22 protein-coding genes, 1 other RNA gene and 1 pseudogene are annotated in these 21,236 nt (G+C 42.8%); 17 read left to right on the top strand and 7 right to left on the bottom strand.

Features of this window, described 5'->3' with window-relative positions; all coding sequences use genetic code 11:
- The first annotated feature begins 69 nt into the window (after window positions 1-69).
- On the top strand, window positions 70-1,140 hold the full coding sequence (locus tag NAF01_RS13080) for a TDT family transporter (RefSeq protein WP_250800393.1): 1,071 nt from the start codon (window positions 70-72) through the stop codon (window positions 1,138-1,140).
- A 327-nt stretch (window positions 1,141-1,467) separates the two neighbouring features.
- Window positions 1,468-1,560, top strand: coding sequence for a putative holin-like toxin (locus NAF01_RS25070; protein ID WP_222500599.1), 93 nt, complete (start codon window positions 1,468-1,470; stop codon window positions 1,558-1,560).
- 29 nt (window positions 1,561-1,589) lie between these two features.
- Here the strand turns inward: NAF01_RS25070 and NAF01_RS13075 are convergent.
- The 3 genes and pseudogenes from NAF01_RS13075 to NAF01_RS13065 form a co-directional block, all read right to left on the bottom strand.
- Window positions 1,590-1,919: pseudogene (locus NAF01_RS13075) on the bottom strand (redoxin domain-containing protein); the annotation flags it as partial.
- A 15-nt stretch (window positions 1,920-1,934) separates the two neighbouring features.
- Window positions 1,935-2,102, bottom strand: a complete 168-nt coding sequence (locus NAF01_RS13070) for a hypothetical protein (RefSeq protein ID WP_197087752.1) — start codon at window positions 2,100-2,102, stop codon at window positions 1,935-1,937.
- Between the two features lie 150 nt (window positions 2,103-2,252).
- The gene (locus NAF01_RS13065) at window positions 2,253-2,426 is read right to left on the bottom strand and encodes an aspartyl-phosphate phosphatase Spo0E family protein (RefSeq protein ID WP_082139027.1); all 174 of its coding nucleotides are present in this window, start codon (window positions 2,424-2,426) and stop codon (window positions 2,253-2,255) included.
- A 253-nt stretch (window positions 2,427-2,679) separates the two neighbouring features.
- Between NAF01_RS13065 and NAF01_RS13060 the strand changes: the two genes are divergently transcribed.
- The 5 genes from NAF01_RS13060 (at window position 2,680) to NAF01_RS13040 (ending at window position 10,029) form a co-directional block, all read left to right on the top strand.
- Window positions 2,680-3,531 carry a glycerophosphodiester phosphodiesterase gene (locus tag NAF01_RS13060; protein WP_248347551.1) on the top strand — a complete coding sequence of 284 codons (852 nt, stop codon included), beginning with the start codon at window positions 2,680-2,682 and terminating at the stop codon, window positions 3,529-3,531.
- Between the two features lie 349 nt (window positions 3,532-3,880).
- On the top strand, window positions 3,881-5,143 hold the full coding sequence (locus NAF01_RS13055; RefSeq protein ID WP_222500593.1) for an L-lactate MFS transporter: 1,263 nt from the start codon (window positions 3,881-3,883) through the stop codon (window positions 5,141-5,143).
- 476 nt (window positions 5,144-5,619) lie between these two features.
- A complete protein-coding gene (locus tag NAF01_RS13050; RefSeq protein ID WP_197249797.1) occupies window positions 5,620-7,980 on the top strand; it encodes an FdhF/YdeP family oxidoreductase in 2,361 nt (786 codons plus the stop codon).
- 584 nt (window positions 7,981-8,564) lie between these two features.
- The gene (locus NAF01_RS13045) at window positions 8,565-9,446 is read left to right on the top strand and encodes a LysM peptidoglycan-binding domain-containing protein (RefSeq protein WP_250800389.1); all 882 of its coding nucleotides are present in this window, start codon (window positions 8,565-8,567) and stop codon (window positions 9,444-9,446) included.
- A 109-nt stretch (window positions 9,447-9,555) separates the two neighbouring features.
- Window positions 9,556-10,029, top strand: coding sequence for a hypothetical protein (locus tag NAF01_RS13040; protein ID WP_250800388.1), 474 nt, complete (start codon window positions 9,556-9,558; stop codon window positions 10,027-10,029).
- 51 nt (window positions 10,030-10,080) lie between these two features.
- Here the strand turns inward: NAF01_RS13040 and NAF01_RS13035 are convergent, their stop codons facing one another.
- A complete protein-coding gene (locus NAF01_RS13035; RefSeq protein WP_250800386.1) occupies window positions 10,081-10,578 on the bottom strand; it encodes a CBO0543 family protein in 498 nt (165 codons plus the stop codon).
- 311 nt (window positions 10,579-10,889) lie between these two features.
- Here NAF01_RS13035 and NAF01_RS13030 point away from each other — a divergent pair, with 311 nt between their 5' ends.
- From NAF01_RS13030 to NAF01_RS13020, 3 genes are all read left to right on the top strand, one after another.
- Complete coding sequence (locus tag NAF01_RS13030) at window positions 10,890-11,075, top strand: hypothetical protein (RefSeq protein ID WP_248347540.1); 186 nt, start codon at window positions 10,890-10,892, stop codon at window positions 11,073-11,075.
- A 176-nt stretch (window positions 11,076-11,251) separates the two neighbouring features.
- A non-coding RNA gene (gene ssrS, locus NAF01_RS13025) (6S RNA) lies at window positions 11,252-11,447 on the top strand.
- 91 nt (window positions 11,448-11,538) lie between these two features.
- Complete coding sequence (locus NAF01_RS13020) at window positions 11,539-12,249, top strand: polysaccharide deacetylase family protein (protein WP_248347539.1); 711 nt, start codon at window positions 11,539-11,541, stop codon at window positions 12,247-12,249.
- Between the two features lie 16 nt (window positions 12,250-12,265).
- Here NAF01_RS13020 and NAF01_RS13015 read toward each other — a convergent pair whose 3' ends face one another.
- Entirely contained in the window at window positions 12,266-12,541 is a 276-nt protein-coding gene (locus NAF01_RS13015) for a YqhV family protein (RefSeq protein ID WP_197249802.1), read from the bottom strand.
- A 342-nt stretch (window positions 12,542-12,883) separates the two neighbouring features.
- On the opposite strand from NAF01_RS13015, the gene NAF01_RS13010 reads away from it, so the two are divergent.
- On the top strand, window positions 12,884-13,582 hold the full coding sequence (locus NAF01_RS13010; RefSeq protein ID WP_250800384.1) for a class I SAM-dependent methyltransferase: 699 nt from the start codon (window positions 12,884-12,886) through the stop codon (window positions 13,580-13,582).
- 15 nt (window positions 13,583-13,597) lie between these two features.
- Window positions 13,598-14,125, top strand: coding sequence for a GrpB family protein (locus NAF01_RS13005; protein ID WP_250800382.1), 528 nt, complete (start codon window positions 13,598-13,600; stop codon window positions 14,123-14,125).
- Window positions 14,126-14,713: 588 nt separating this feature from the next.
- On the opposite strand, the gene NAF01_RS13000 is transcribed toward NAF01_RS13005, so the two are convergent.
- Window positions 14,714-15,445 carry a GntR family transcriptional regulator gene (locus NAF01_RS13000; protein WP_226618128.1) on the bottom strand — a complete coding sequence of 244 codons (732 nt, stop codon included), beginning with the start codon at window positions 15,443-15,445 and terminating at the stop codon, window positions 14,714-14,716.
- A 286-nt stretch (window positions 15,446-15,731) separates the two neighbouring features.
- Between NAF01_RS13000 and NAF01_RS12995 the strand changes: the two genes are divergently transcribed.
- The 5 genes from NAF01_RS12995 (at window position 15,732) to chbG (ending at window position 19,802) form a co-directional block, all read left to right on the top strand.
- The gene (locus tag NAF01_RS12995) at window positions 15,732-16,037 is read left to right on the top strand and encodes a PTS sugar transporter subunit IIB (protein WP_250800380.1); all 306 of its coding nucleotides are present in this window, start codon (window positions 15,732-15,734) and stop codon (window positions 16,035-16,037) included.
- 2 nt (window positions 16,038-16,039) lie between these two features.
- The gene (locus tag NAF01_RS12990; protein WP_250800379.1) at window positions 16,040-17,374 is read left to right on the top strand and encodes a PTS sugar transporter subunit IIC; all 1,335 of its coding nucleotides are present in this window, start codon (window positions 16,040-16,042) and stop codon (window positions 17,372-17,374) included.
- A 12-nt stretch (window positions 17,375-17,386) separates the two neighbouring features.
- On the top strand, window positions 17,387-17,701 hold the full coding sequence (locus NAF01_RS12985; RefSeq protein WP_250800378.1) for a PTS sugar transporter subunit IIA: 315 nt from the start codon (window positions 17,387-17,389) through the stop codon (window positions 17,699-17,701).
- Between the two features lie 13 nt (window positions 17,702-17,714).
- On the top strand, window positions 17,715-19,037 hold the full coding sequence (locus tag NAF01_RS12980; RefSeq protein WP_250800376.1) for a 6-phospho-beta-glucosidase: 1,323 nt from the start codon (window positions 17,715-17,717) through the stop codon (window positions 19,035-19,037).
- 63 nt (window positions 19,038-19,100) lie between these two features.
- Window positions 19,101-19,802 carry a chitin disaccharide deacetylase gene (gene chbG / locus NAF01_RS12975; protein WP_250800374.1) on the top strand — a complete coding sequence of 234 codons (702 nt, stop codon included), beginning with the start codon at window positions 19,101-19,103 and terminating at the stop codon, window positions 19,800-19,802.
- A gap of 39 nt (window positions 19,803-19,841) precedes the next feature.
- Here chbG and nagE read toward each other — a convergent pair whose 3' ends face one another.
- Window positions 19,842-21,218, bottom strand: coding sequence for an N-acetylglucosamine-specific PTS transporter subunit IIBC (nagE, locus tag NAF01_RS12970; protein WP_163145218.1), 1,377 nt, complete (start codon window positions 21,216-21,218; stop codon window positions 19,842-19,844).
- Between the last annotated feature and the right edge of the window lie 18 nt (window positions 21,219-21,236).

The raw sequence follows: 21,236 nt of genomic DNA, 5'->3' as shown, positions 1-21,236 counted from the left end.
ATCCCCACCGAAAGGGTCACTTGCATAAGATGTTATAATTATAATAAATTCATTTTAACGGTGATTATAGTGTTTTATTTAATTTTGCTCGGCCTTCTGTTTATCGGGGCTGTTTTGGTTATCATTCGCAAAAAAGTTAATATCCATACGGCTGCAATGGCGGCTGTGATGGCGCTTGGCATTGTAACACAGGGAGTTTTGCTGAATTTCTTCGGTTTGTCCTTCTTTTTGGGAAGCTTCGGCAAGATTTTGAGTATAGCAGATTTAGCCTTATGGATGGCCATTCTGGTATCGATCGGAATGACCATTTATAGAGGAGAGTTTAAGAAGCTGCATTACACTAATCCCATTAACCGTTTTGGCATTGGTACCTGGGTGGCAGGAACGTCGATTTGTGGAATCATGTTCTTCAAGCAATTTGGAGCTGGTGCGGAAGCCCAGGCGCTGGCCATTCTCAATGCGGGATTATGGATCATATATATTTGGATTAGTTTAATAGGCTTCAAGGAGCTCAAGGATATATCCTTTGGACAGCAGTCACATGGAGTTTTGCTGCTGCCGACGGTCAGCACACAATCTCTTGTGCTTCTATTCAATACTGTCTTTGCAGATGTACCTGGCATTCTGAATGTTGCTCTTATTTTTTTCGGGCTGCTTTTTTATTCCGTCAGTGCGTGGTTTATTCTTAAACGTTATGCCGTTCGCGGCTGGAACATTGCGAAGGATTGGAATAATACCAATTGCATTTTTCACGGTGCCCTGTCCATCAGCGGGCTCGCCATGTATAAATCCGGCGTTGTAGCCCATCAGGCGGCTGCCTGGTTTTGGCTTGCCGTTTTCCTGGTCTTTATTGTGGTGGAGACAATAGAAATAGTAAGACTGGTAAGTCGCATTCGAATATATGGCTTGAAGGAAGGCATCTTCACATATGATGTGACACAGTGGAGCCGAATCTTCACTTTTGCGATGTTCTTTACGTTTACCTTTTTCATAGAAAGCCCGGTGCAGGCAGTAATCTTAAATACAGGCATTTGGATCATTTTAATGTTATTGATTGTTGAATTATATTTAAGTGCTGATTCATTAAGAAGGAAACATGTGAAGGTTCCGCTGGCACTTGGAAAAGAAAGTTCGGGATAAGTGCTAAACGCACATAAATTTTTCTATCCGCAAGTAAAAATCGCTTATCCGCAAATAAATTTAGCTATCCGCAAGTAAATTTGGAAAGCATATATAAATTCAAGCTTTGCACAAATAAATCTGAATAAAACGCGCATAAAAGTGGGGAATTTTTGAGGATAGCTTAAGAAAATAGGGGATTTTCACAAAAAAGAGCCAGTCACATGCAATTTTGCAATGCGGCTGGCTCTTTTTAGGCCTTTTGGACGGATTTTCAAATGGGCACTTATCCTGAGTATAGGACAAGTTTGGTTCCGGGAAGGCTGAAGATAAGGAGGCGATGTATAAATGGGTACCTTTGAAGTGTTGTCTTTGATGATCAGTTTCGGTATGTTTGTTATCGCCATGCTCCAGTTCACAGATAGAGACAGGGATTCATGAACACGCTCTCAAGCGTGTTTTTTTTGTCTTTAGTTGGAAAGCTCCTCAAATTCTTTCTTTATGTCTTCTGCAGTTGTATCGATTTCTTCTCCCCAATGGTCATTGACCTTATTGAGCACAATTTTGCCTTTTGCATCCATAATTGCATAGCCTCTGTAGGCAGTGTCGCCATTTTTCATGCCAGCCTGTTCAATGAGCTTCATATCCGGATCAGAAATAAAAGGGAGGCTTTGGCCCATCTTTTCCTCCAGAGCCTGATAAAGCTCAAGCTGCTGCTCAGGCTGATCATTGCTGACGATGTACATATTCGCATCCAGATCTTCTAATTTATCCATATTCTGATGCAGCTCGACCAGCTGCTGCTGACAGAGTCCTCAGGTGTATGTTGTGATAAAGAAGAAGACACTTGGCTTGTCCTGCGGGAAGGCAACTTCATTGCCGCTTTGGTCCTTTAAAGTAATCGGTTCCTGTGCCTGATCTTTACCGCAGGCTGTCAGAACAAGAAGTACGATTGCTAATAGGAACATGAACTTTTTCTTCATATGATCTCCATTTCTTGTAGTTATTATCTTTTCATTATGGCGGACTTTTTCGTTTTTCTCAATAAAAATGCACGATTGAGCGTTTAATCATAAAACAAACACACTCCTTTTTACAAGAGTGTGCGTTTTTTTGAAATATGGAGGGTTGTTCTAATGGATGAGCTTGCTTCGCTGCACTTTATAGATGAGCTTATCGAGCTCTTCTGAGTACATGAGCGTTTCAGGGTGTGACAATCCCTTGTTTTTTCCAACAGAAATCATCTTTTTGCGCAGGACATCGATGTCGTTGTGAAGTTTTTTTATAGCAGTCGAAGGTGTGTTCATTGATTCGGCTCCTAATCCGGGGATGAAATATTATATTCTATTATCGACAAATTAACCGGCAAATAAACAGATTCGACAAAACTTATAAAAAGATTACAAGTTTCTACAATGGTGAATGTGACCCATTCAGAAAGGCTTGTATTAATATTCCTGTAATCTATTATTCTCCCAGGTTTTACATAATATTAGAACAGGGTTAATATTTCGTCACTATTCTTAATGTGTAAACCATTATAGATAGGGGACGGAGACATTGAAGAAGAAAATGATTTCGGTTATTGGTGCGGCAGTTATTGGGCTAAATGCGTTTGGAGGAGGTGCGGCGCTGGCTAAAGACATGCATAGGGACATTGTAAATGTGTCACATCGCGGGGCTTCTGCTTATGCACCTGAGCATACAATCGCTGCATATGACATGGGCGAGAAAATGCATGGGGATTATATTGAATTGGATTTGCAGATGACAAAGGATGGGCATCTCATTGCGATGCACGACGTGACGCTAGACCGGACGACAGATGGAACAGGATCCGTAAAGGATTATACTTTAAACGAAATAAAGCAGCTTGATGCAGGCAGCTGGTTTAACGAGAAGTACCCGTATGCTTCAAAAGCGGAATACGAAGGCTTAAAGGTGCCGACACTTGAAGAGGTTTTCAAGAAGTTTGGAAAAAACAACAGCTATTACATTGAAACAAAATCACCGGATGTTTATCCCGGCATGGAAAAAGAACTGCTCCGTCTGGTTGAAAAGTATAAGATTAATAAAGATAAACTGCTCGTCCAGTCATTCAGCCCTCAAAGTCTTAAAGTGATGAATGAATTGGACCCTGCTATTAAACTTGTACAATTAATTTCATATAAAGCAAACGCAGAAATAACTGATGAAGAGATTATGGAAATAAAGCAGTACGCGATGGGCATTGGTCCTAACCATACGTATTTAAATGAGGAATATGTTCAAAAGGTTGTGAACAGCGGTCTTGAACTGCATCCGTATACTGTCAACGACAAGGAAAGAATGAAGCAGCTGATTAATTGGGGAGTAACCGGTATGTTCACAAACCATCCGGATTTGCTTCATGATGTGAAAAAAGGGAGATAAATAGAAGAACACCGGGACCTGCTATTAGTATTTAAACCAACACCAGCATAGTGAAAAATTGCTAAAAGGGCTTGAACATGTTATTTCAAAGTGATATGATTTTTATTAGTTCAAAAATCTGTCACATTTTGATTTGAGATAGCGAACCTGTCGTCGGTTAAAATGCCATCAGATTCTATTAGATTAACAGTTGGTCCTTTAAGCAGCGCATCCTGCTTGATACTAACCGTCAATCCTTCTTCAGCATACCCCAATACGGGAATGCGGGAGAGATTGGCGGTTTTTTTGTTTCAGGAAACCATCTTGAAACCGCTTTACAAAGGTACAAGTATTACGAGGGGGAAAAAGAGTGAAAAAGACAAAAAATCGGTGGCTGATTGCCGCCTCGGCCGTAGGGATTCATATCTCCATCGGTTCGGTTTACGCCTGGAGCAACTTTACCAATCCATTGATTGAGCAGTTTGGCTGGTCATCAAAGGAAGTACAGCTGACCTTCAGTTTGGCGATTCTATTTCTGGGATTGTCAGCAGCATTTCTTGGCCACTTTGTTGAAAAGCATGGACCAAAAAAGGCTGGTCTTCTGGCAGCAGGATTTTTCGGGGCCGGCATGCTTGGAGCCGGATTGGCCGTAAATCTGGGTTCATTGCCATTTTTGTACATAACCTATGGCGTTCTTGGGGGAATTGGTTTAGGGGTAGGCTATATTGCACCTGTATCCACACTGGTAAAATGGTTCCCTGACCGCCGCGGATTTGCAACTGGCCTGGCCATCATGGGATTTGGCTTTGCTGCAGCGGTAGCGAGCCCTGTCATGGATGGTCTGATTAAATCTGTTGGTACTGCTAACACGTTCTTTATTTTAGGTGCAGCATACTTGATTATTATGACATTATCATCTTTATACCTAGAAAAGCCGCCTGAAGGCTGGGCACCTGAAGGCATGAAGGAAAAAGCTGCAGCCGGAAAAATCAAAATTAAACAGGATTTAGCACAGTTAACGGCGAATGAAGCAGTAAAGACAACCCGATTCTATTATTTATGGTTCATGCTGTTCATTAATGTAACGTGCGGAATTGCGATTTTATCTGCTGCAAAGCCGCTGGCACAGGAAAGCATAGGCCTGACAACGGCAGAAGCAGCCACTCTTGTCGGAGTGCTTGGCATCTTTAATGGACTGGGCCGTCTTGCATGGGCATCCATTTCTGACTATATTGGCCGCCCGAACACGTATACGATTTTCTTCGTATCACAGATCGCCCTATTCCTTTTGCTGCCGATCACAAAAGAAGCGATTCTTTTCCAGATTATGCTTGCTGTTGTGTACACCATGTATGGCGGAGGATTCTCATCCATCCCGGCATTTATCGGCGACGTTTTTGGAACGAAGCAGCTTGGCGCCATTCACGGCTACATCCTTACAGCCTGGGCAGCAGCTGGTCTTGCAGGCCCGATGTTTGCAGCATGGATGAAGGATTCAACAGGAAGCTATGCTTCAAGTCTGACAAGCTTTGCCGGACTTTTTGTGTTGGCACTCATTGTGTCTATCCTAATCCGTTTTGATATGAAAAAATTGCGCAGGCAAAATGAAGCAAATGATCGTTTGGCAAGTTAAATTTTAATAATAACAGCATTCAAGATAGATAGTGTCTAGCTCCAGCGCCTAGCCCCTCGGGTCATAAGCCAAATCACTCCAGAAATCAGGACAAGGAACGCTTCGTCAGCGATACATCGCCCGACCCAAGCTTGCTTAGGGAGGTTTCCTGCGTGATTCGTCTTATGCCTGTCGGACTTGTACAGGATGTGCTGGCTTCAACGTTCGCCACAGGACGTGGCGGTTTTTAGTTGAAGTTCATCTCAGCAAGGCGCTTCCGCTTTTCTATTGGTATGGCACTTGGCAGCGACCCTGCTAAAGACTAACCGCCGCAGAAATCAGCATCTAGTATTTAGAGGCTTTTTGCGGCGGTTTTTTATGAAAAAAGGGAAAATTTAATCCATTTACCCATATACAATAATAAATGCAACTTAACCATTGAGAATTAAGAGATTCAGGATCTCTATTAAATAGAAAAAGATAAAGGAGTGTTTCAGATGGGAAAAACAAAACATCCAGGACCTCAGAATAAAAAGGCCATGCCGGATCCAAAGCATTGGGTGAGTCCGATTCCGTTCGGGCTTGGCAAAATAAAGCCAAAGCATATGAGGGATACAGCAAAAATCCTATGGGAAAACAAAGATAATATTGGCTATGCCACAAATATACTGACAAAGGGTGTCTGCGACGGCTGTGCGCTTGGCGTTTCCGGCCTTTATGACCAGACGCTTAAAGGACCTCATGTTTGTACAACACGTTTAAATGTTCTTCGTTTAAACACAGCCGGTGCGATTAAACCGGACATTTTGCATGCTGATATTGATGAGCTTCGCAAATATGACAGCACGGAGCTTCGCAAGCTCGGCCGCATCCCTTATCCGATGATCCGCAGAAAAGGGGAGCGCAAATTCTCCCGGATCACTTGGGATGATGCGATGAACATGATTGCTGAAAAAATGAAGGTGCTCGATCCAAAGCAGTATGCGTTCTACCTGACGAGCCGTGGAATTACGAATGAATCCTATTATGTGGCCGGCAAAGCAGCCCGCTTCCTGGGAACGAATCATATCGATAATGCAAGCCGCATTTGCCATTCTCCTTCTAAAACCGCGTTAAAGCGTTCTATTGGAGTAGGTGCTTCCACAGCCAACTACCTTGACTGGATCGGAACGGATGTCCTTTTATTCTGGGGAAGCGTAGCATCCAACAGCTCACCAGTATCATCCAAATATATGCTTGAAGCGAAAAAGAACGGCACAAAAATTATCGTCGTTAATCCATATAAAGAGCCGGCGATGGACAAATACTGGATTCCATCAAACCCTGAATCAGCTTTATTCGGCACAAAAATCGCTGATGACTTTTATCAGGTCAACATCGGCGGAGACATTGCTTTTATGCACGGCATCATGAAGCATTGGTTCGACATGGAGAAAGCGGAGCGCGGTTCTGCCATCAACCATAATTTTGTAAACGAGCATGTGAATGGCTACGAGGATTTGAAAAAGAAAGTGAAAGAGCAGTCATGGGAAGATATTATTAAATCTTCCGGTGTAACGAAAGATCGTATCATTGAGCTTGCGGAACTGCTTGCGAACAGCAAAAATGCTGTCTATGCATGGGCTCTTGGCCTGACCATGCATTCCTTTGCGACAGATAATATCTCACAGGTTGCGAATCTTGCGCTGCTTCGCGGCCATCTGGGCCGAAAGCATAATGGTTTGATGCCATTCCGCGGCCATTCATCTGTACAGGGAAGCGGTGAAATGGGTGCCGATCCATTCGTATTGCCTGGCGGTGACTTTTATGGAGACAATTTTACCCGCATTCAAAATCTTTGGGGCTTTGAGCTTGAGAAATGGCAGGGTGATATTGTCGGGGTGACACTGGAGAATATTCTGCTGCCTGAAGACCATGAACGGAAAATCAAGCTTTACTATCTATCAGGCGGTAACTTCCTTGAGACAATGCCAGATCCTGATTTTATCGAAAAAGCTCTTTCTGAACTGGATATCCGCGTTCACCAGGATATTATTTTAAATACGTCTACCCTTGTTGATGCAAAAGAAGCGGTAATCGTGCTGCCTGCTAAAACAAGGTACGAGCAGGAGGGCGGCGGTACCTCCACTTCAACGGAGAGAATGGTGTACTTCAGTCCTGAAATTGAAGGAAATAAAAACAAGATTGAAGAGGCACGCGAAGAGTGGAAAATTTATATCGATCTGGCGAAACGCGTTAAGCCTGAAACTGCCCATCTTGTTGATTTTAAAGATGCACAGGAAATCCGGGATGAAATTGCAGTGGCGAATCCTAATTATGATGGCATCCAGCATCTGAAAAAAGCAGGGGATGTCTTCCAATGGGGCGGAGCATGGCTTTGCGAGGACGGCATTTGCCCGACTCCGGATGGAAAAGGCACACTGATTACGGTCGATATTCCTGACCTTGGCAAAAAAGAAGGCCAGTTCATCGTCACATCCCGCCGCGGCAAGCAGTTCAATTCCATGGTCTACAAAGAAGTGGACCCGCTGAATGGTGCCGGTAGATATGATGTATTAATGAATGCTGAAGATGGAAAAGACTTAAGTATTGCAGAAGGTGAAGGCATCGTCCTTTACAACGGATTCGGTGTCTTCCAGGGCAGAGCTAAATTCGTCGATATCGCCCGCGGCAACGTCGAAGTCCATTTTCCTGAAGGAAACTTCCTATTACCAAGAGGCCGCTACGAAAAATTCGCTGGTATCCCTGACTATAACATCACAGTTACCCTCGAAAAAGCGGACCGCTACAATGCCCGCAAAGACGTGGAATATAACGAAAAACACATCGCTGAAGATGAAATTGATGCACCAGCATAAAAGGAGGGAGATGGCTTTTGGGCCATCTCTTTTCTATGATTGAAAGAGTGATTTTGAGAGGATATGGGGATTAACGGCCAAATTGAATATCATTCAACGAAATTAGGATTGAATCCGGATGAATAACGCCGAAAAGAGACCTGTCTCAGGAAGAATGGTAGTTAATCAGAAGGAATAATACCGAAAAGAGCGTGGTCTCTGAGAAAATGGTAGTTAATTAGAGGGAATAACGCCGAAAATGAGCGAGCCACCAGGAAAATGGGAGTTAATCTGAAGGAATAAAGCCGAAAATGAGCGAGCCACCAGGAAAATGGGAGTTAATCCAAAGGAATAAAGCCGAAAATGAGCGAGCCACCAGGAAAATGGGAGTTAATCCGAAGGAATAAAGCCGAAAATGAGCGAGCCACCAGGAAAATGGTAGTTAATCCGAAGGAATAAAGCCGAAAATGAGCGAGCCACTAGGAAAATAGGAGTTAATCCGAAAAGTGAACAGCCCCAAGAAACGTCTGCCCAATTTCTAAAATAGGCTCGTCCCTCTGCGACATCCATTATTTCCCTTCGTCATATATAATGAGGTGAAAATAATGAAGAAAATTAAACAGGCAATTGCAGCAGGCGTCATATCTCTGGCAGTTATTTTTTCAGGGGGATCAGTTTTAGCGGACCACAGCGGAGATAAAGAAATAGCTGTGGTGAAAAAAGGGGATACAATCTATTCCCTGTCTAAGAAGCATCATCTGAATGTGACGCAGATTAAGGAGCTGAATGATTTAACAGGTACGACCATCTATCCCGGTCAGCGTCTCATTTTATCCGGGGAGGAAGCTGGATACCATAAGATTATTGCCGGTTCTTTCAGTAAAAAAGAGAATGCGGAAAAGCGGGCAGCATTGCTGAAGAAAAAAGAAATCCCTGCCGCAATTAGCACGGCTGTCATTGATGGCAAAACCTATTACCGTGTGCAGGCAGGTGCTTTTAAGGACAGGAGGAATGCTGTGAATGGGCTGGAGACAGTCAAAAAAGAAGGAATTAAAGATGCCTTCATTCTTTCCAGCGGTGAGCTTCAAATTTTTGGCTTAAAGCCTGGAGATGCCTATGATGACATCATTTCGAGAATGGGAAAGCCAAAAAAGACTGAGACTCAGCTCAATATTAAAACGCTTTACTACCAGGCTGATGGTGGAGGTGTAAGGGCAACCTTAAATATGAAGGATGGTACAATTGGCAGTCTTGCTGTATATCCGGAATATTTAAGCCCGCGTATGTTACCTGCTCTTCCCTTTACGAAGGCCGAAGTTGTTAAAATGTATGGAGATGCTAACAAGACAAAAACGGTCACTTGTTACGAATCAGCCAAGTGTGAAGAGTTAACCTACCAGCTTGATCATTTCGAACTCAAAGTACGGATTGACAGGGATCAAACCACTGTTCAGTTTCTTGAAATAACCGATCTATCTTATCGATAATTCTATTTGGAGGCCTCCTGAGCCTCCGTTCTTTTTTTGAAGGAATATTCTTCCTTTTGAAGAATACCTATATATCTGGGTATTATTTACCAAATCAGGAGGGAAGGTTATGGAACAAAGAAAATGGATACCGATAAAGGAAATGGACGGATCAAATACGCTTGTTTGGGGTGATAAGCCGGAAGTGATGCCTGAACAGGCATTTATCTCACTGACAAGAGGGGAAGGATTAAATCTCATTCAATTGTTTATTAATCAGGTGCTGACATTATTGGTAATGAATCAGATGAAAAAAACCCCGGGTCTACTCTATGCTGAACTGAATGGAGAACTAAAGAAATGGAAGGGAACCGGGCATACCATGACCGTATGGGACGGAAAGCTGATGCCGAAATTCCGTAATCACAATACACATGGTTTTGCGATGAAATTTTTTACTTGGATCATCCATCGGAAAAATACAAAAAACTACTATCTTACATATTCTGCAAATGAGACAATCCCCACCGTTCCTGAGGTGAGAGAAATCTTAAGAAAATACGGCAAGTTTTATGATGGAGGTGTTCTTGCCAGGAAGGCTTGACCGCCAAAATTTGAGAAAGATAAGAAGTCTTCATAAAGAAACCAGCTCCAATTATTGTTTTGGAGCCGGAATTTTTTGCTTTTCTGAAGAATTACTAATCAATCCCATTATTCCGCGCGTCATCAGGAAAGTCGCCAATATAGATACGAAGCTATAATAGGAATTCCATGATTTCTTATATTTGATTAACTGTGTGTGTTTTTCAAGAAAATGCTCTGCGATTGCCGATGGAACACTAAAAATCAGGGATTTCAGCAGGATGCCCTTTAGTCCGCTATTTTGGGTCTGCTGATTAAAATAAACACACGTGACAGGAAAAATGATATAGCTGAATAGTACACTGACATCAAACGTTTTAAACAGATTAACCGGGTACTTGAGATAGCCTTTTCGCACTAAGAGATTATCTAAGAAGGTGGCAATATAGCTTTTCAAAAAGAACACGATAAGCCAGTCTTTTATAGGAGGCTTTCTGACCAGATGAAAAAAAGCCCCAATTCCGAAAATAAACAGGCTGCGCAGCAGATTTCGTTCAAACTTTCGTCCCAATTGCAATTTCTCCTTTGTAACCTGGTGTAACTAAAAAATCAGGTTAAGGCTTTAGTATAACTTTAATGCATTCCTCTGTTTTCGGATCAAATGCTTCCTAACCATGCTTTCAGCATCTCATGTGTTTCCATTGTTTCATGGTAGCCAAGGCCTAACTCGTCCATAATTACGCCCTCCTTTTAACTGTTAATGTTTCTTCTTTCAGCTGCTTTATGCGTAATTCACAGTGCCTGGCAGAAGAAATAAATACCACAGGTTTCGAAAGTGGGAAATGAGCAAAATGAGTATATAAATGTATGGGAGGATTATTTATGATGAGTGAAATGGGTTTGCATGAAACATTGGAGCTTCATGAGCTTCTGGTTTTTAAAAACCTGTGTCTCATTAAATCGGTAGCTATGGGCGGAATGTCTGATCAGGTAATTGCAACGGATTTTTTCTCCGCGAAAGCGGGCATCCGGAATATTGCATTTGCCCTTACAGGTAGAAACTCATGAAAAAATAACTAATTACATGATCAGCAGGGGACCTATTATCCGCATAATTTGAAAAAAAAGCTGGAAACGGATATGAAAATTACTGAACGGCATTGAAGCTAAGTGAAAAGAGTTAATAGGTCCAGACAGGAAAAAACTTCTATTGAATCGTCGTGTAAATTATATTATTATAATAAAACAAGCTGCATTGTACGTAATCATACTAAAGTTTTAACCTTTAAGCTGAAATAGGGAGTTTAACATCGGAACAGGAATGACAAGCCTCTGTCTATAAGACAAGGAGGACAGGCAGGAATGTTTCTGCGAACACCCACTTTGAGGAGTGGTGGTTTAAAACTTTCTTATCACAGTTACGGCAAAAGCGGCTACATACTTATGTTATCAAACCAGTTTCCAATCGGGGGCTGGTTTTTTTACATATTTAAATTATAATTACTCTGTAACTAAAGCATCAGGAGGAAAAATGAAAAAACTGCTTAAAATTATTTTATGGATAATCTTGCTATTAGGAATTGCCTTTTTGCTCTTTGAAGTATCGAAGTCCAGGAACTTTCAGTTTTTCGGCGGCCTTGTTAATAAAGCAGAAACTGAGGACAAAGTCGCAGCCATGACTTTTGATGATGGGCCTGGCGTTAATACCGATGAAATCTTAACGATTTTACGGGAAGAGGATGTTAAAGCCACTTTCTATTTAACAGGAAAAGAGATTGAACAACATATGGAAGATGCGAAAAAAATTGTGGGAGAAGGGCATGAAATCGGCAATCATTCCTACTCTCATTCCCGTATGGTATTAAAATCTCCCACTTTTATCAAAGAGGAAATTGAGAAAACAGATGATTTAATCAGGCAGACAGGCTATGAAGGAGAAATTCATTTTCGCCCTCCATACGGGAAAAAGTTATTTCTCCTGCCTTACTACTTGTCTAAACAGGAGCGAAAGACGGTTTTGTGGAATATCGAGCCTGAAAGTTTTCCGGACATAGAAGGGGATGCAGATAAAATCACGGAGTATGTGGCGGAAAATATAGAACCAGGCTCCATCATTCTTCTTCATGTCATGTATGAAAGCCGGGAAGAGTCTCTGAAATCTGTTAAGAAAATAATTGCTTCATTAAAAGAGCAAGGATACCAAATGACCACCGTTTCGGACTTGCTGAAACATCAAAAATAGAGCTGTCTATACAGCTCTATCTCCCTTTTACCCCATACAGAATGCAGCCAACCCCGCAAAGCACCCATAAGATCTTGCTTAATGAAACTTTATCCGCCATTCCGGTCAATCCAATGACTGTCGTCAAGAGAAGCACAGGCGGTCCAATAAGGGCCAGTGAACTATTCATAACTAATGCTTTTTCGATATCATTCATTTTTAAGATTAATAGTGCAACAAAAATTTCAATGCTCCCGGAAATAAGGCGCAGAATGGCCATACCTAGAATCGCTTTATCAAGAAAAAGAAACATCACGTACCTCCTAAACCTTCTTGTCGTCATTATATGAGAGCTGACCGAAATGAAGGACAAGTTTTCAAAAGAAAATATTTCATAAGTATTACAAATATTACGAATCGCGATGATTGGATGTTTTTCCAGAATCCTCAGAATGCTCCTGGAAGTATTTCTCTTTGCTTTAAGACTTAGGTATTTCTTAGACTATAAAACTTAAAAATACCCCCTTGCAGGATTTCTAGATGGAAGAATAATGCAAAATCAGCTGATCGTTTTTACTTAAATAATCTATTCTTAACGCAGCTGTAATCCTTTTCCATAAGGGATTCAGTAAAATAAAAGTAAGGGGGAATGGCTATGGAAAAAGCTATTTTAAATCATATTGACTTATTGGAAATGCTGGATGGATTGTTAAGAGAACCAAAATTATTCTGGGAAAATTTCTACGAAGACCGGGATAAAGAGATTCCATTTTTCAAAGTGAAAGGGCCGGATGAAAATCTGTCTGAGTATATTCAAAATGGCCTGCAGGCGGGGAAGGCACTCGAAATTGGATGCGGCCCAGGAAGGAATGCCATTTTTCTGGCGAAGAATGGGGTACAGGTGGATGCTATCGATTTTTCCGAAAGGGCGGTCAAATGGGCAGGTGAAAGAGCAAATGAAGCACAGGTAAAAATTAATTTTGAATGTGTATCTCTATTCGACTTTCATTTTGAACCTCAAAGCTATGATTTTATTTATGACAGCGGCATGTTTCATCACCTTCCGCCCCACAGAAGGCTTACATACCTGGAAATAATCAAAGCGGCACTCAATCCTGGTGGAAAATTTGGATTGGTATGTTTTAATCCGGATGGAGCACTTCCCACGCAGGACTGGGAGGTGTATCGTATCGGCAGCCTAAAGGGAGGCATCGGATACACGGAGGAACGATTGAAAGAGATCTTTCAAGATGACTTTCATTTTCTGGAGCTTAGAACGATGAAAAAAATACAGCAGCCCAGTGATCTATTTGGGGAAGATTTTTTATGGACGTGTTTGATGAGCTTAAAATAAATTCAGGAGGAGAACATGACAAGGAAAGTGACTGTTACCTGCTATAATCCTGATTGGAAATTTAAATTTCAAAGTGAGTCAGAGTTAATCAAGACCATTTTTCAAGAAGAAATTCTGGCCATTCACCATATTGGGAGCACATCGGTTCCTGGTCTGGCAGCTAAGCCCGTCATTGATATATTGCCTGTCGTAATAGATATTGAGAGGGTTGACCGCTTTAATACGGAAATGATTTCACTGGGTTTTGAGCCCCGTGGAGAAAACGGACTGCCTGGCCGGCGGTATTTTCAGAAAGGGGGAAATCTGCGGACACACCATGTCCATATCTATGAAAAAGGGAGTCCTGAAATCACGCGCCATCTTGCTTTTCGTGATTACCTAAGAGCAAACGGAGAAGACGCAAAACAATATGGAACCTTAAAATTGGAGTTAGCGAAACAGTTTCCCTTTGACATAGATTCCTATATAAAAGGGAAGGAAGCACTTGTGCAGGAAATTGAGATGAAGGCAATGGAGTGGTATAAAAAGAGGCATTCATTCTAGGTTGAATAGTTAATTTTATACTTTCTTTGGACTGAAAGAGGTAATTTGTTTTTAATAGATTGCAGACCCGGGGCAACTTTGGACTCAGGAAAAGGAAATCGTCCCCTTAGAGTCCGAACCAAGGTCAACTTCGGACACAGAAAAGGGAAAACGCACACGTAGAGTCCCAACCCGGGTCAGCTTCGGACACAGAAAAGGGAAAACGCACACGTAGAGTCCGAACCAAGGTCAACTCCGGACACAGAAAAGGGAAAACGCACACGTAGAGTCCGAACCCGGGGCAACTTCGGACACAGAAAAGGAAAAATGTGCCCGTAGAGTCCGAACCCGGGACAACTTCGGACACAAAAAAGGAAAAGGGCCCCGCAGAGTCCGAACCCAGGTCAACTTCGGACTCTAAAAAGAGAAAACGCCCTCTTAGAGTCCGAACCCGGGACAACTTCAGACACAAAAAAGGAAATCGCCTTCATAGAGTCCGAACCCGCCGCTGCAAAAACCAGAAGAAGCAAAAATCTACCCCCTAGCCCTAATCCCAGGTAACAGCACCATAGTGCAGCCCCAACCTAAGCAGCTAGCATTAACAATCCCTTATTCATAATTCCGTTCAATAATAAAATGAGCATAATCCCCGCGGAACATCGTTTTGGAATACTCGATTAAGCTTCCGTCTTCAATATGGGCATAGGTCTCAAGAGAGAAACACGGTGTTTCAGGTTTGATGTTTAGCAGTTCACTAATTTCTTTTTCAGGGAACCCTATTTCTAAATGCTCCACTGTCTTTTGGATTTTTAATCTGTATTGATTCTGCAGCAAATGGTATAAGGATTTTTCACAGGCCTCCCGGTTCAAGCTGGGGGTCTTTTTCCACGGCAGGAAGGCTTTTTCATATTGAAGTGGCTCTTCATCAGCAAACCTGATTCGTTCGAGAACATTAACCGGGTCGCCTTCTGACAGGTCAAAGACTTCTGCTAAGAAGGAGTCGGCAGGGATGACTTCCAGGTTTATGACTTTTATGAGCGGGTTCTTTCCCTGCATCGCCATTTGCTTTGAAAAGTTTTCCACTGTAGAGGTCAGGCGCTGCTTCACTTTATTGCTTGATACAAATGTGCCTCTGCCTTGCTGGCGATAAATATGGCCTTCTATGCTCAGCTGCTGGAGTGCTGTTCTAATAGTCGTCCGGCTGACTCCGTATTTTTCACAAAACTCCGCTTCTGTCGGCAATTTGGTATCCGGTTTGTATTCACCGTTTCTGATAAGTTCAAGAATGCTTTCTTTAACCTTTAAGTGCAGGGCACTTTCCTCGGCAAAACCGTCTTTCATTCCCGTTCCTCCTACTCTGTTCTTCTATCTATTATTCCATAGAATATATTGTCATATCAATTATAAAATAATTTGTAATAACAAATTTTAAAAATGTATTGAAAAATAGAATATTTGTAATTACAATTAATTTCAAGCATAAGGTATTAAAAGGAGGTGATGACTTCAAAAAAGAAATATCTTTGTATTAAATTGACTGAATAATCTGTTTTATTGATGGTACTATTAAGTTAAGCAATTATTTTATTTTTTTGAGATCGCTTACAGAAAAAAAAGGGGGGTAATCATGAATATTTTGTTGTGCTGTTCGGCTGGAATGTCTACAAGTCTCCTGGTGACAAAGATGAAAGCTAGCGCTGAAAGCCAGGGGATCGACTGTAAAATCTGGGCTGTTGGCAACGGGGAGGTTCAAAGCCATATTGATTCGGCAGATGTCCTGCTGCTGGGACCGCAGATTCGGTTTATGACCGAGCAATTAAAGAAGGAGGCAGGAGGCAGAATTCCTGTAGCTCCCATAAACCCGATGCATTACGGCTTATGTAATGGCGAGGAAGTATTAAAGCAGGCTATCTCATTGATAAAGGGTGAATAGTGATGATGACGTTTATTGAGAAATATATCATGCCTTATGCTGTGAAATTCGGCAATAACAGGCATTTGCTTGCTATCCGGGATGCCTTGATCGGTATGATCGCCATCACAATGGTGGGATCGTTTGCTGTTCTATTTAATAATTTGGGGGAAATCATTAAGCCGTACGGCAGACTCATGGAAAGTATTTTCGGCGAATCCTGGAAAACACTTGGCGGAGATATCTGGTGGGGCACCTTTGCCTTCTTAACCATATTCGCTGTATTTGGCATATCCCACAGGCTTGCCAAATCGTATGGGGATGATGGATTCGAGGCGATGCTGGTTGCCGCAGCCTGCTTCTTCCTCTTAATCCCTCAAGTAGGCCAGGTCCCGGATACGGAAGGTGCCTGGGGCTTCATTGGCTATGGATACTTTAATGCAACGGCTTTATTTACAGGAATTGTAGTGGCACTTCTTGCGACCGAATTATTTATCCGTTTGACCAGGGTAAAAGCCTTCATTATCAAACTGCCGGACGGAGTTCCACCAGCCGTTGCAGGGGCTTTTGCCAAACTGGTGCCGGGCATGCTGACGATTTTCCTATTTGGAGTGGCAGGCCTTCTGTTCAGAAAAATGACAAATGGTGAATTTTTGAATGACTGGCTGAATACAACCCTTGTAGCACCTTTGACAAATGCTGCCGATTCACTGCCATTTGCGATCCTTATAGTCTTTCTGGTCCATGGTTTTTGGTCGGTTGGCCTTCATGGACCAAATATTCTTGGGGGTGTTACAACGCCTTTATTTACATCTCTCGGAACCAAAAATACAGATTTATATGCTCAGGGAGTGACGGATCTTGATAAGTATGCAATTCTCGCAGGGCCATTTCTGGATGCCTTCGTATATCTGGGCGGCTCAGGAGCAACTCTCGGACTTATCATTTCCATGTTTATTGCAGGACGTAAGCGGCATAAGCAGCTGCTTGCATTAGGAACGCCGCCTGGTATTTTTCAAATCAATGAACCATTATTATTCGGGCTTCCAATTGTGTTAAATCCAATCTGGCTGATTCCGTTTATTTCAGCACCAGTCATCATGACGGCAGTGGCGTATCTGGCTATTAAATGGGGCCTTGTTTATCCAGTGGTTGTGGCAAGCATCCCTTGGGTGACGCCTGCAGGAATTGGCGGCTATCTTGCAACAGGAGGACATATCTCCGGTGCAGTGCTGGCACTTGTGAATTTAGCCATTTCCATTGTCATTTACCTGCCATTTGTCTATATAACAGGGAAAATGGATGAAAAGAAACTGAAGCAGGTGCAGCCGGAACAAACACCAACAATTCAAGGTTAGGCGGGTTAAAGAATGGAGAAAGAAAAGCTTTATCAAATTTCATTTCAGCTTATTTTGCACAGCGGGAATGCCAGAAGTCTCGCTATGGAATCCATCCGGGAAGCAAAGGCAGGCAAGTTCGATGCGGCGGAAGCTAAAATCCGGGAAGCCGAGGAGGAATTTGTGCTGGCACACAGACATCAAACGGAGTTAATTCAGGGCGAAGCTTCCGGAGCTCAATTCGATCTGCCCATCATTCTTGTCCATGCCCAGGATCATTTGATGAATGCACTCACTGTCAAAGACATGGCACAGGAATTCATCGACCTATACAAGAAACTAGACTAAGAGAGGTAACAGAATGGCACAGCAACCAGATAGTATAAAGATTGCCGTGATCGGCGGAGGTTCAAGCTATACACCTGAATTAATTGAAGGATTTATCAAAAGACATCAGGAATTGCCTGTCAGGGAAATTTGGCTTGTGGATGTGGAGGAAGGACGAAATAAGCTCGAGATTGTAGGGCAATTAGCGAAACGGATGGTTGAAAAAGCCGGTGTTCCCATAGAGATTCAGCTTACATTGGATAGGAAAAAAGCGCTTAAGGGTGCAGACTTTGTTACAACCCAATTCCGTGTAGGACTTTTGGCTGCAAGAGCGAAGGACGAGAGAATTCCGCTGAAATATGGAGTGCTGGGCCAGGAAACCAATGGACCGGGGGGGTTTTTCAAGGCCCTCCGAACCATTCCAGTCATTATGGAGATCTGCCGTGAAATGGAAGAGTTGTGTCCAAATGCATGGCTCATCAATTTTACCAATCCAGCAGGGATAATTACAGAAGCAGTCTTGCGATATAGCAGCATCAAAAAAGTGGTTGGTTTATGCAATGTGCCGATTGGAATGGAGATGGGGGCAGCACAGTTAATGAATGTGGACCACAGCAGAGTAAGGATTGATTTTGCCGGACTCAATCACCTTGTCTATGGACTTGATGTCTATGTCGATGGAGTGAGCGTCAAGGAAGAGCTGCTGAAAAAGCTTACAGACAAAGAAAAATCAATCACAATGAAGAACATCCATGCGATGGGATGGGAACCGGAATTCCTGCAGGCATTAAATGTGCTTCCTTGTCCTTACCATAATTACTACTATAAGACCCGTGAAATGGTGGAAGAAGAAATTAAAGCAGCTTCAGAAGGCGGTACACGGGCTGAAGTGGTTAAAATGCTGGAGGATGAGCTGTTTCAGTTATATCAGAATCCAGATCTTGCTGAAAAGCCTTCCCAGCTTGAAAAAAGGGGAGGCGCTTATTATAGTGATGCGGCATGCAGACTCATTCATTCGATATATACAGATAAAAGGGATATACAGCCGGTTAACACCCGGAATAATGGTGCTATTGCAGGCCTTCCGTCAGATTCAGCCGTGGAAGTCAGCTGCATTATAACGAAGGATGGGCCAAAGCCGTTAGCGATCGGAGAACTTCCAGTTTCAGTCAGGGGACTGGTTCAATCTATTAAATCCTTTGAAAGGGTGACCATAGAAGCGGCCTTGACTGGTGATTATAATACTGCTCTGCTGGCACTGACAATAAATCCTCTGGTGAGTTCCGACAAGATAGCGAAAAAAATACTTGATGAAATGCTCGAAGCCCATCGTTTCTATTTGCCGCAATTTCAATAAAATTTTGCAGGGCAGCATTATTTTCAGGCTGCCTTGCATCTATTTAACCGGAGGCCTCTAAATATGATAAAACTCATCGTCAATGCAGATGATTTTGGATATAGTCCCGGCGTGAATTATGGAATTTTGCACAGCTATTTATATGGAATTGTCAATTCCGCCACCATGATGATGAACATGGCCGGAACCAGGCAGGCCCTGGCTATGGCTAAACAATTTCCGGGGTTACGAACTGGCGTTCATTTAGTCCTCACAAGCGGGAAGCCGTTATTAACAGATTTAGTGACCTTAACTAATAAAGATGGGTACTTTAGATCTCAGGGGGATTTAGAGGGAATCTCTCTTGAAGAATTGGAACTGGAGTGGTCTGCACAAATTGACCGTTTTATCGGGGCTGGTCTTACGCCTTCCCATTTGGATAGCCATCATCACGTTCATACACGCGAAGAGTTTCTCCCAGTAGTTCAGAGCCTGTCCAATAAATACGGTCTCCCCTTCAGAGTCAATGGCAATTTTGCGCTTGAAGGGGTCAAAAGCCATACGGACAGGTGCTTATTCGATTTTTACGGAGATGGCATTCAGGAAGACTATTTCAGCACGCTGGCAGAAAAGGCTGAAGACGGGGAAACAGTGGAAGTCATGTGCCATCCGGCATTTGCAGATCAATTGCTTATGGAGGGGTCTTCTTATAATTTAATGCGCTTACAGGAACTCGGAATACTATGCTCTGCAAAACTTCCGCCTAATATAAAGCTGATATATTAAAAAAACAGTGTCCGTCTCGGGACACTGTTTTTTAGTCAATTACTTCTTTATTTTCTTCATCTCATCTGCAACAAACTCAACGTCTGTTCCAACAATGATCTGCAGATTCGTTTTGCTTAATTTCATGATTCCTTTAGCACCATGTGCCTTCAGTGCGCTTTCCTTCACTTTTTCCATATCCGCAATGTTTAAGCGCAGGCGTGTCGCACAGTTATCAATAGAAGTAATGTTGTCAGCACCGCCAATATCTTTAATAAAATGGCTTGCCATAACTTCATACTTGCTGTTGCCTGTTGAGACTGGTTCATCTTCATCTTCCACGATATCTTCGTCCTCTTCACGGCCTGGCGTTTTCAGGTCTAATGCTTTAATTAGTGCATAGAAGATAACGAAGTACAGAATAGCGTAGATGACGCCAATTCCCAACAGCAGCAGCGGCTTTTCAGCGATATTAAAGTTCAGTGCAAAATCGAGTGCGCCTGCTGAGAATGTGAAGCCATCTCGTATGCCCAGTAAGGATGTTACCCACATGGAAACCCCGGTTAAGATGGCATGCACTCCATATAAAAGAGGTGCGATGAACATAAAGGAGAACTCGATCGGCTCTGTAATACCAGTCAGGAATGAAGTCAGCGCAAGACCGATGAACATTCCGGATACCGCTTTTCTTTTTTCAGGCTTAGCAGTTGCAATGATCGCAAAAGCTGCAGCCGGCAGACCGAACATCATCACAGGGAAGAATCCAGTCATGTAAGCTCCTGCTGAGGGATCTCCTGCAAAGAAGCGGGCAATATCTCCATTAACTCCTTCAAATTCGCCGAACTGGAACCAGAATAAACTGTTCAATACATGGTGCAGACCCAAAGGTATTAAAAGACGGTTCATAAAGCCGAATAGTCCTGAACCTAAAGCGCCAAGACCAATAATCCAATTGCCCAGTGCATCGATTGCGCCCTGGATAGGAGGCCAGGCAAAACCAGCAATTGCAGCCAGAAGAATCATAGTGACGGAAGTGATAATCGGAACGAAGCGTCGTCCGCTAAAGAATCCGAGCCAGTCCGGAAGCTTAATATCATGGAAGCGGTTATACAATAAACCAGCAATAATACCGGCAATAATTCCGCCCAGTACTCCCATATTTATATTTTCATCGATGGCAATTGCACCCTCGGTCAGCACCAGAAAACCGATGGCGCCGGAAAGGGCAGCAGCCCCATTATTATCCTTCGCAAATCCCATCGCAACCCCAATGGCAAAAATAAGTGCCAGGTTCGCGAAAATAGCATTGCCGGCATTCGCGATGAACGGAATACCCAATAAATCATCCTGTCCAAAGCGAAGCAATAGACCAGCGGCAGGCAGGACGGCAATCGGAAGCATTAATGCCTTACCAATTCTCTGTAGGAATCCTAACATATTGATCTCTCCTTAATA

It is taken from the genome of Cytobacillus firmus (genome assembly GCF_023657595.1).
Taxonomy (GTDB): Bacteria; Bacillota; Bacilli; order Bacillales; family Cytobacillaceae; genus Cytobacillus; species Cytobacillus firmus_B.
The sequence above is the reverse complement of the archived record's forward strand: the minus strand, read 5'-3'. Positions and strand labels throughout refer to the sequence as shown.

Excerpts from the sequence above, each read along its gene's own strand:
- nagE (WP_163145218.1), bottom strand. The coding sequence starts at position 21,218 with ATGTTAGGATTCCTACAGAGAATTGGTAAGGCATTAATGCTTCCGATT.
- NAF01_RS13040 (WP_250800388.1), top strand. The coding sequence starts at position 9,556 with ATGGAACAAAGAAAATGGATACCGATAAAGGAAATGGACGGATCAAAT.
- NAF01_RS13020 (WP_248347539.1), top strand. The coding sequence starts at position 11,539 with ATGAAAAAACTGCTTAAAATTATTTTATGGATAATCTTGCTATTAGGA.
- NAF01_RS13015 (WP_197249802.1), bottom strand. The coding sequence starts at position 12,541 with ATGTTTCTTTTTCTTGATAAAGCGATTCTAGGTATGGCCATTCTGCGC.
- NAF01_RS13065 (WP_082139027.1), bottom strand. The coding sequence starts at position 2,426 with ATGAACACACCTTCGACTGCTATAAAAAAACTTCACAACGACATCGAT.
- NAF01_RS12980 (WP_250800376.1), top strand. The coding sequence starts at position 17,715 with ATGGCACAGCAACCAGATAGTATAAAGATTGCCGTGATCGGCGGAGGT.
- NAF01_RS25070 (WP_222500599.1), top strand. The coding sequence starts at position 1,468 with ATGGGTACCTTTGAAGTGTTGTCTTTGATGATCAGTTTCGGTATGTTT.
- NAF01_RS13010 (WP_250800384.1), top strand. The coding sequence starts at position 12,884 with ATGGAAAAAGCTATTTTAAATCATATTGACTTATTGGAAATGCTGGAT.
- NAF01_RS13045 (WP_250800389.1), top strand. The coding sequence starts at position 8,565 with ATGAAGAAAATTAAACAGGCAATTGCAGCAGGCGTCATATCTCTGGCA.
- NAF01_RS12995 (WP_250800380.1), top strand. The coding sequence starts at position 15,732 with ATGAATATTTTGTTGTGCTGTTCGGCTGGAATGTCTACAAGTCTCCTG.
- NAF01_RS13005 (WP_250800382.1), top strand. The coding sequence starts at position 13,598 with ATGACAAGGAAAGTGACTGTTACCTGCTATAATCCTGATTGGAAATTT.
- NAF01_RS12990 (WP_250800379.1), top strand. The coding sequence starts at position 16,040 with ATGATGACGTTTATTGAGAAATATATCATGCCTTATGCTGTGAAATTC.
- NAF01_RS13070 (WP_197087752.1), bottom strand. The coding sequence starts at position 2,102 with ATGAAGAAAAAGTTCATGTTCCTATTAGCAATCGTACTTCTTGTTCTG.
- NAF01_RS13050 (WP_197249797.1), top strand. The coding sequence starts at position 5,620 with ATGGGAAAAACAAAACATCCAGGACCTCAGAATAAAAAGGCCATGCCG.
- NAF01_RS13000 (WP_226618128.1), bottom strand. The coding sequence starts at position 15,445 with ATGAAAGACGGTTTTGCCGAGGAAAGTGCCCTGCACTTAAAGGTTAAA.
- NAF01_RS13030 (WP_248347540.1), top strand. The coding sequence starts at position 10,890 with ATGATGAGTGAAATGGGTTTGCATGAAACATTGGAGCTTCATGAGCTT.
- chbG (WP_250800374.1), top strand. The coding sequence starts at position 19,101 with ATGATAAAACTCATCGTCAATGCAGATGATTTTGGATATAGTCCCGGC.
- NAF01_RS12985 (WP_250800378.1), top strand. The coding sequence starts at position 17,387 with ATGGAGAAAGAAAAGCTTTATCAAATTTCATTTCAGCTTATTTTGCAC.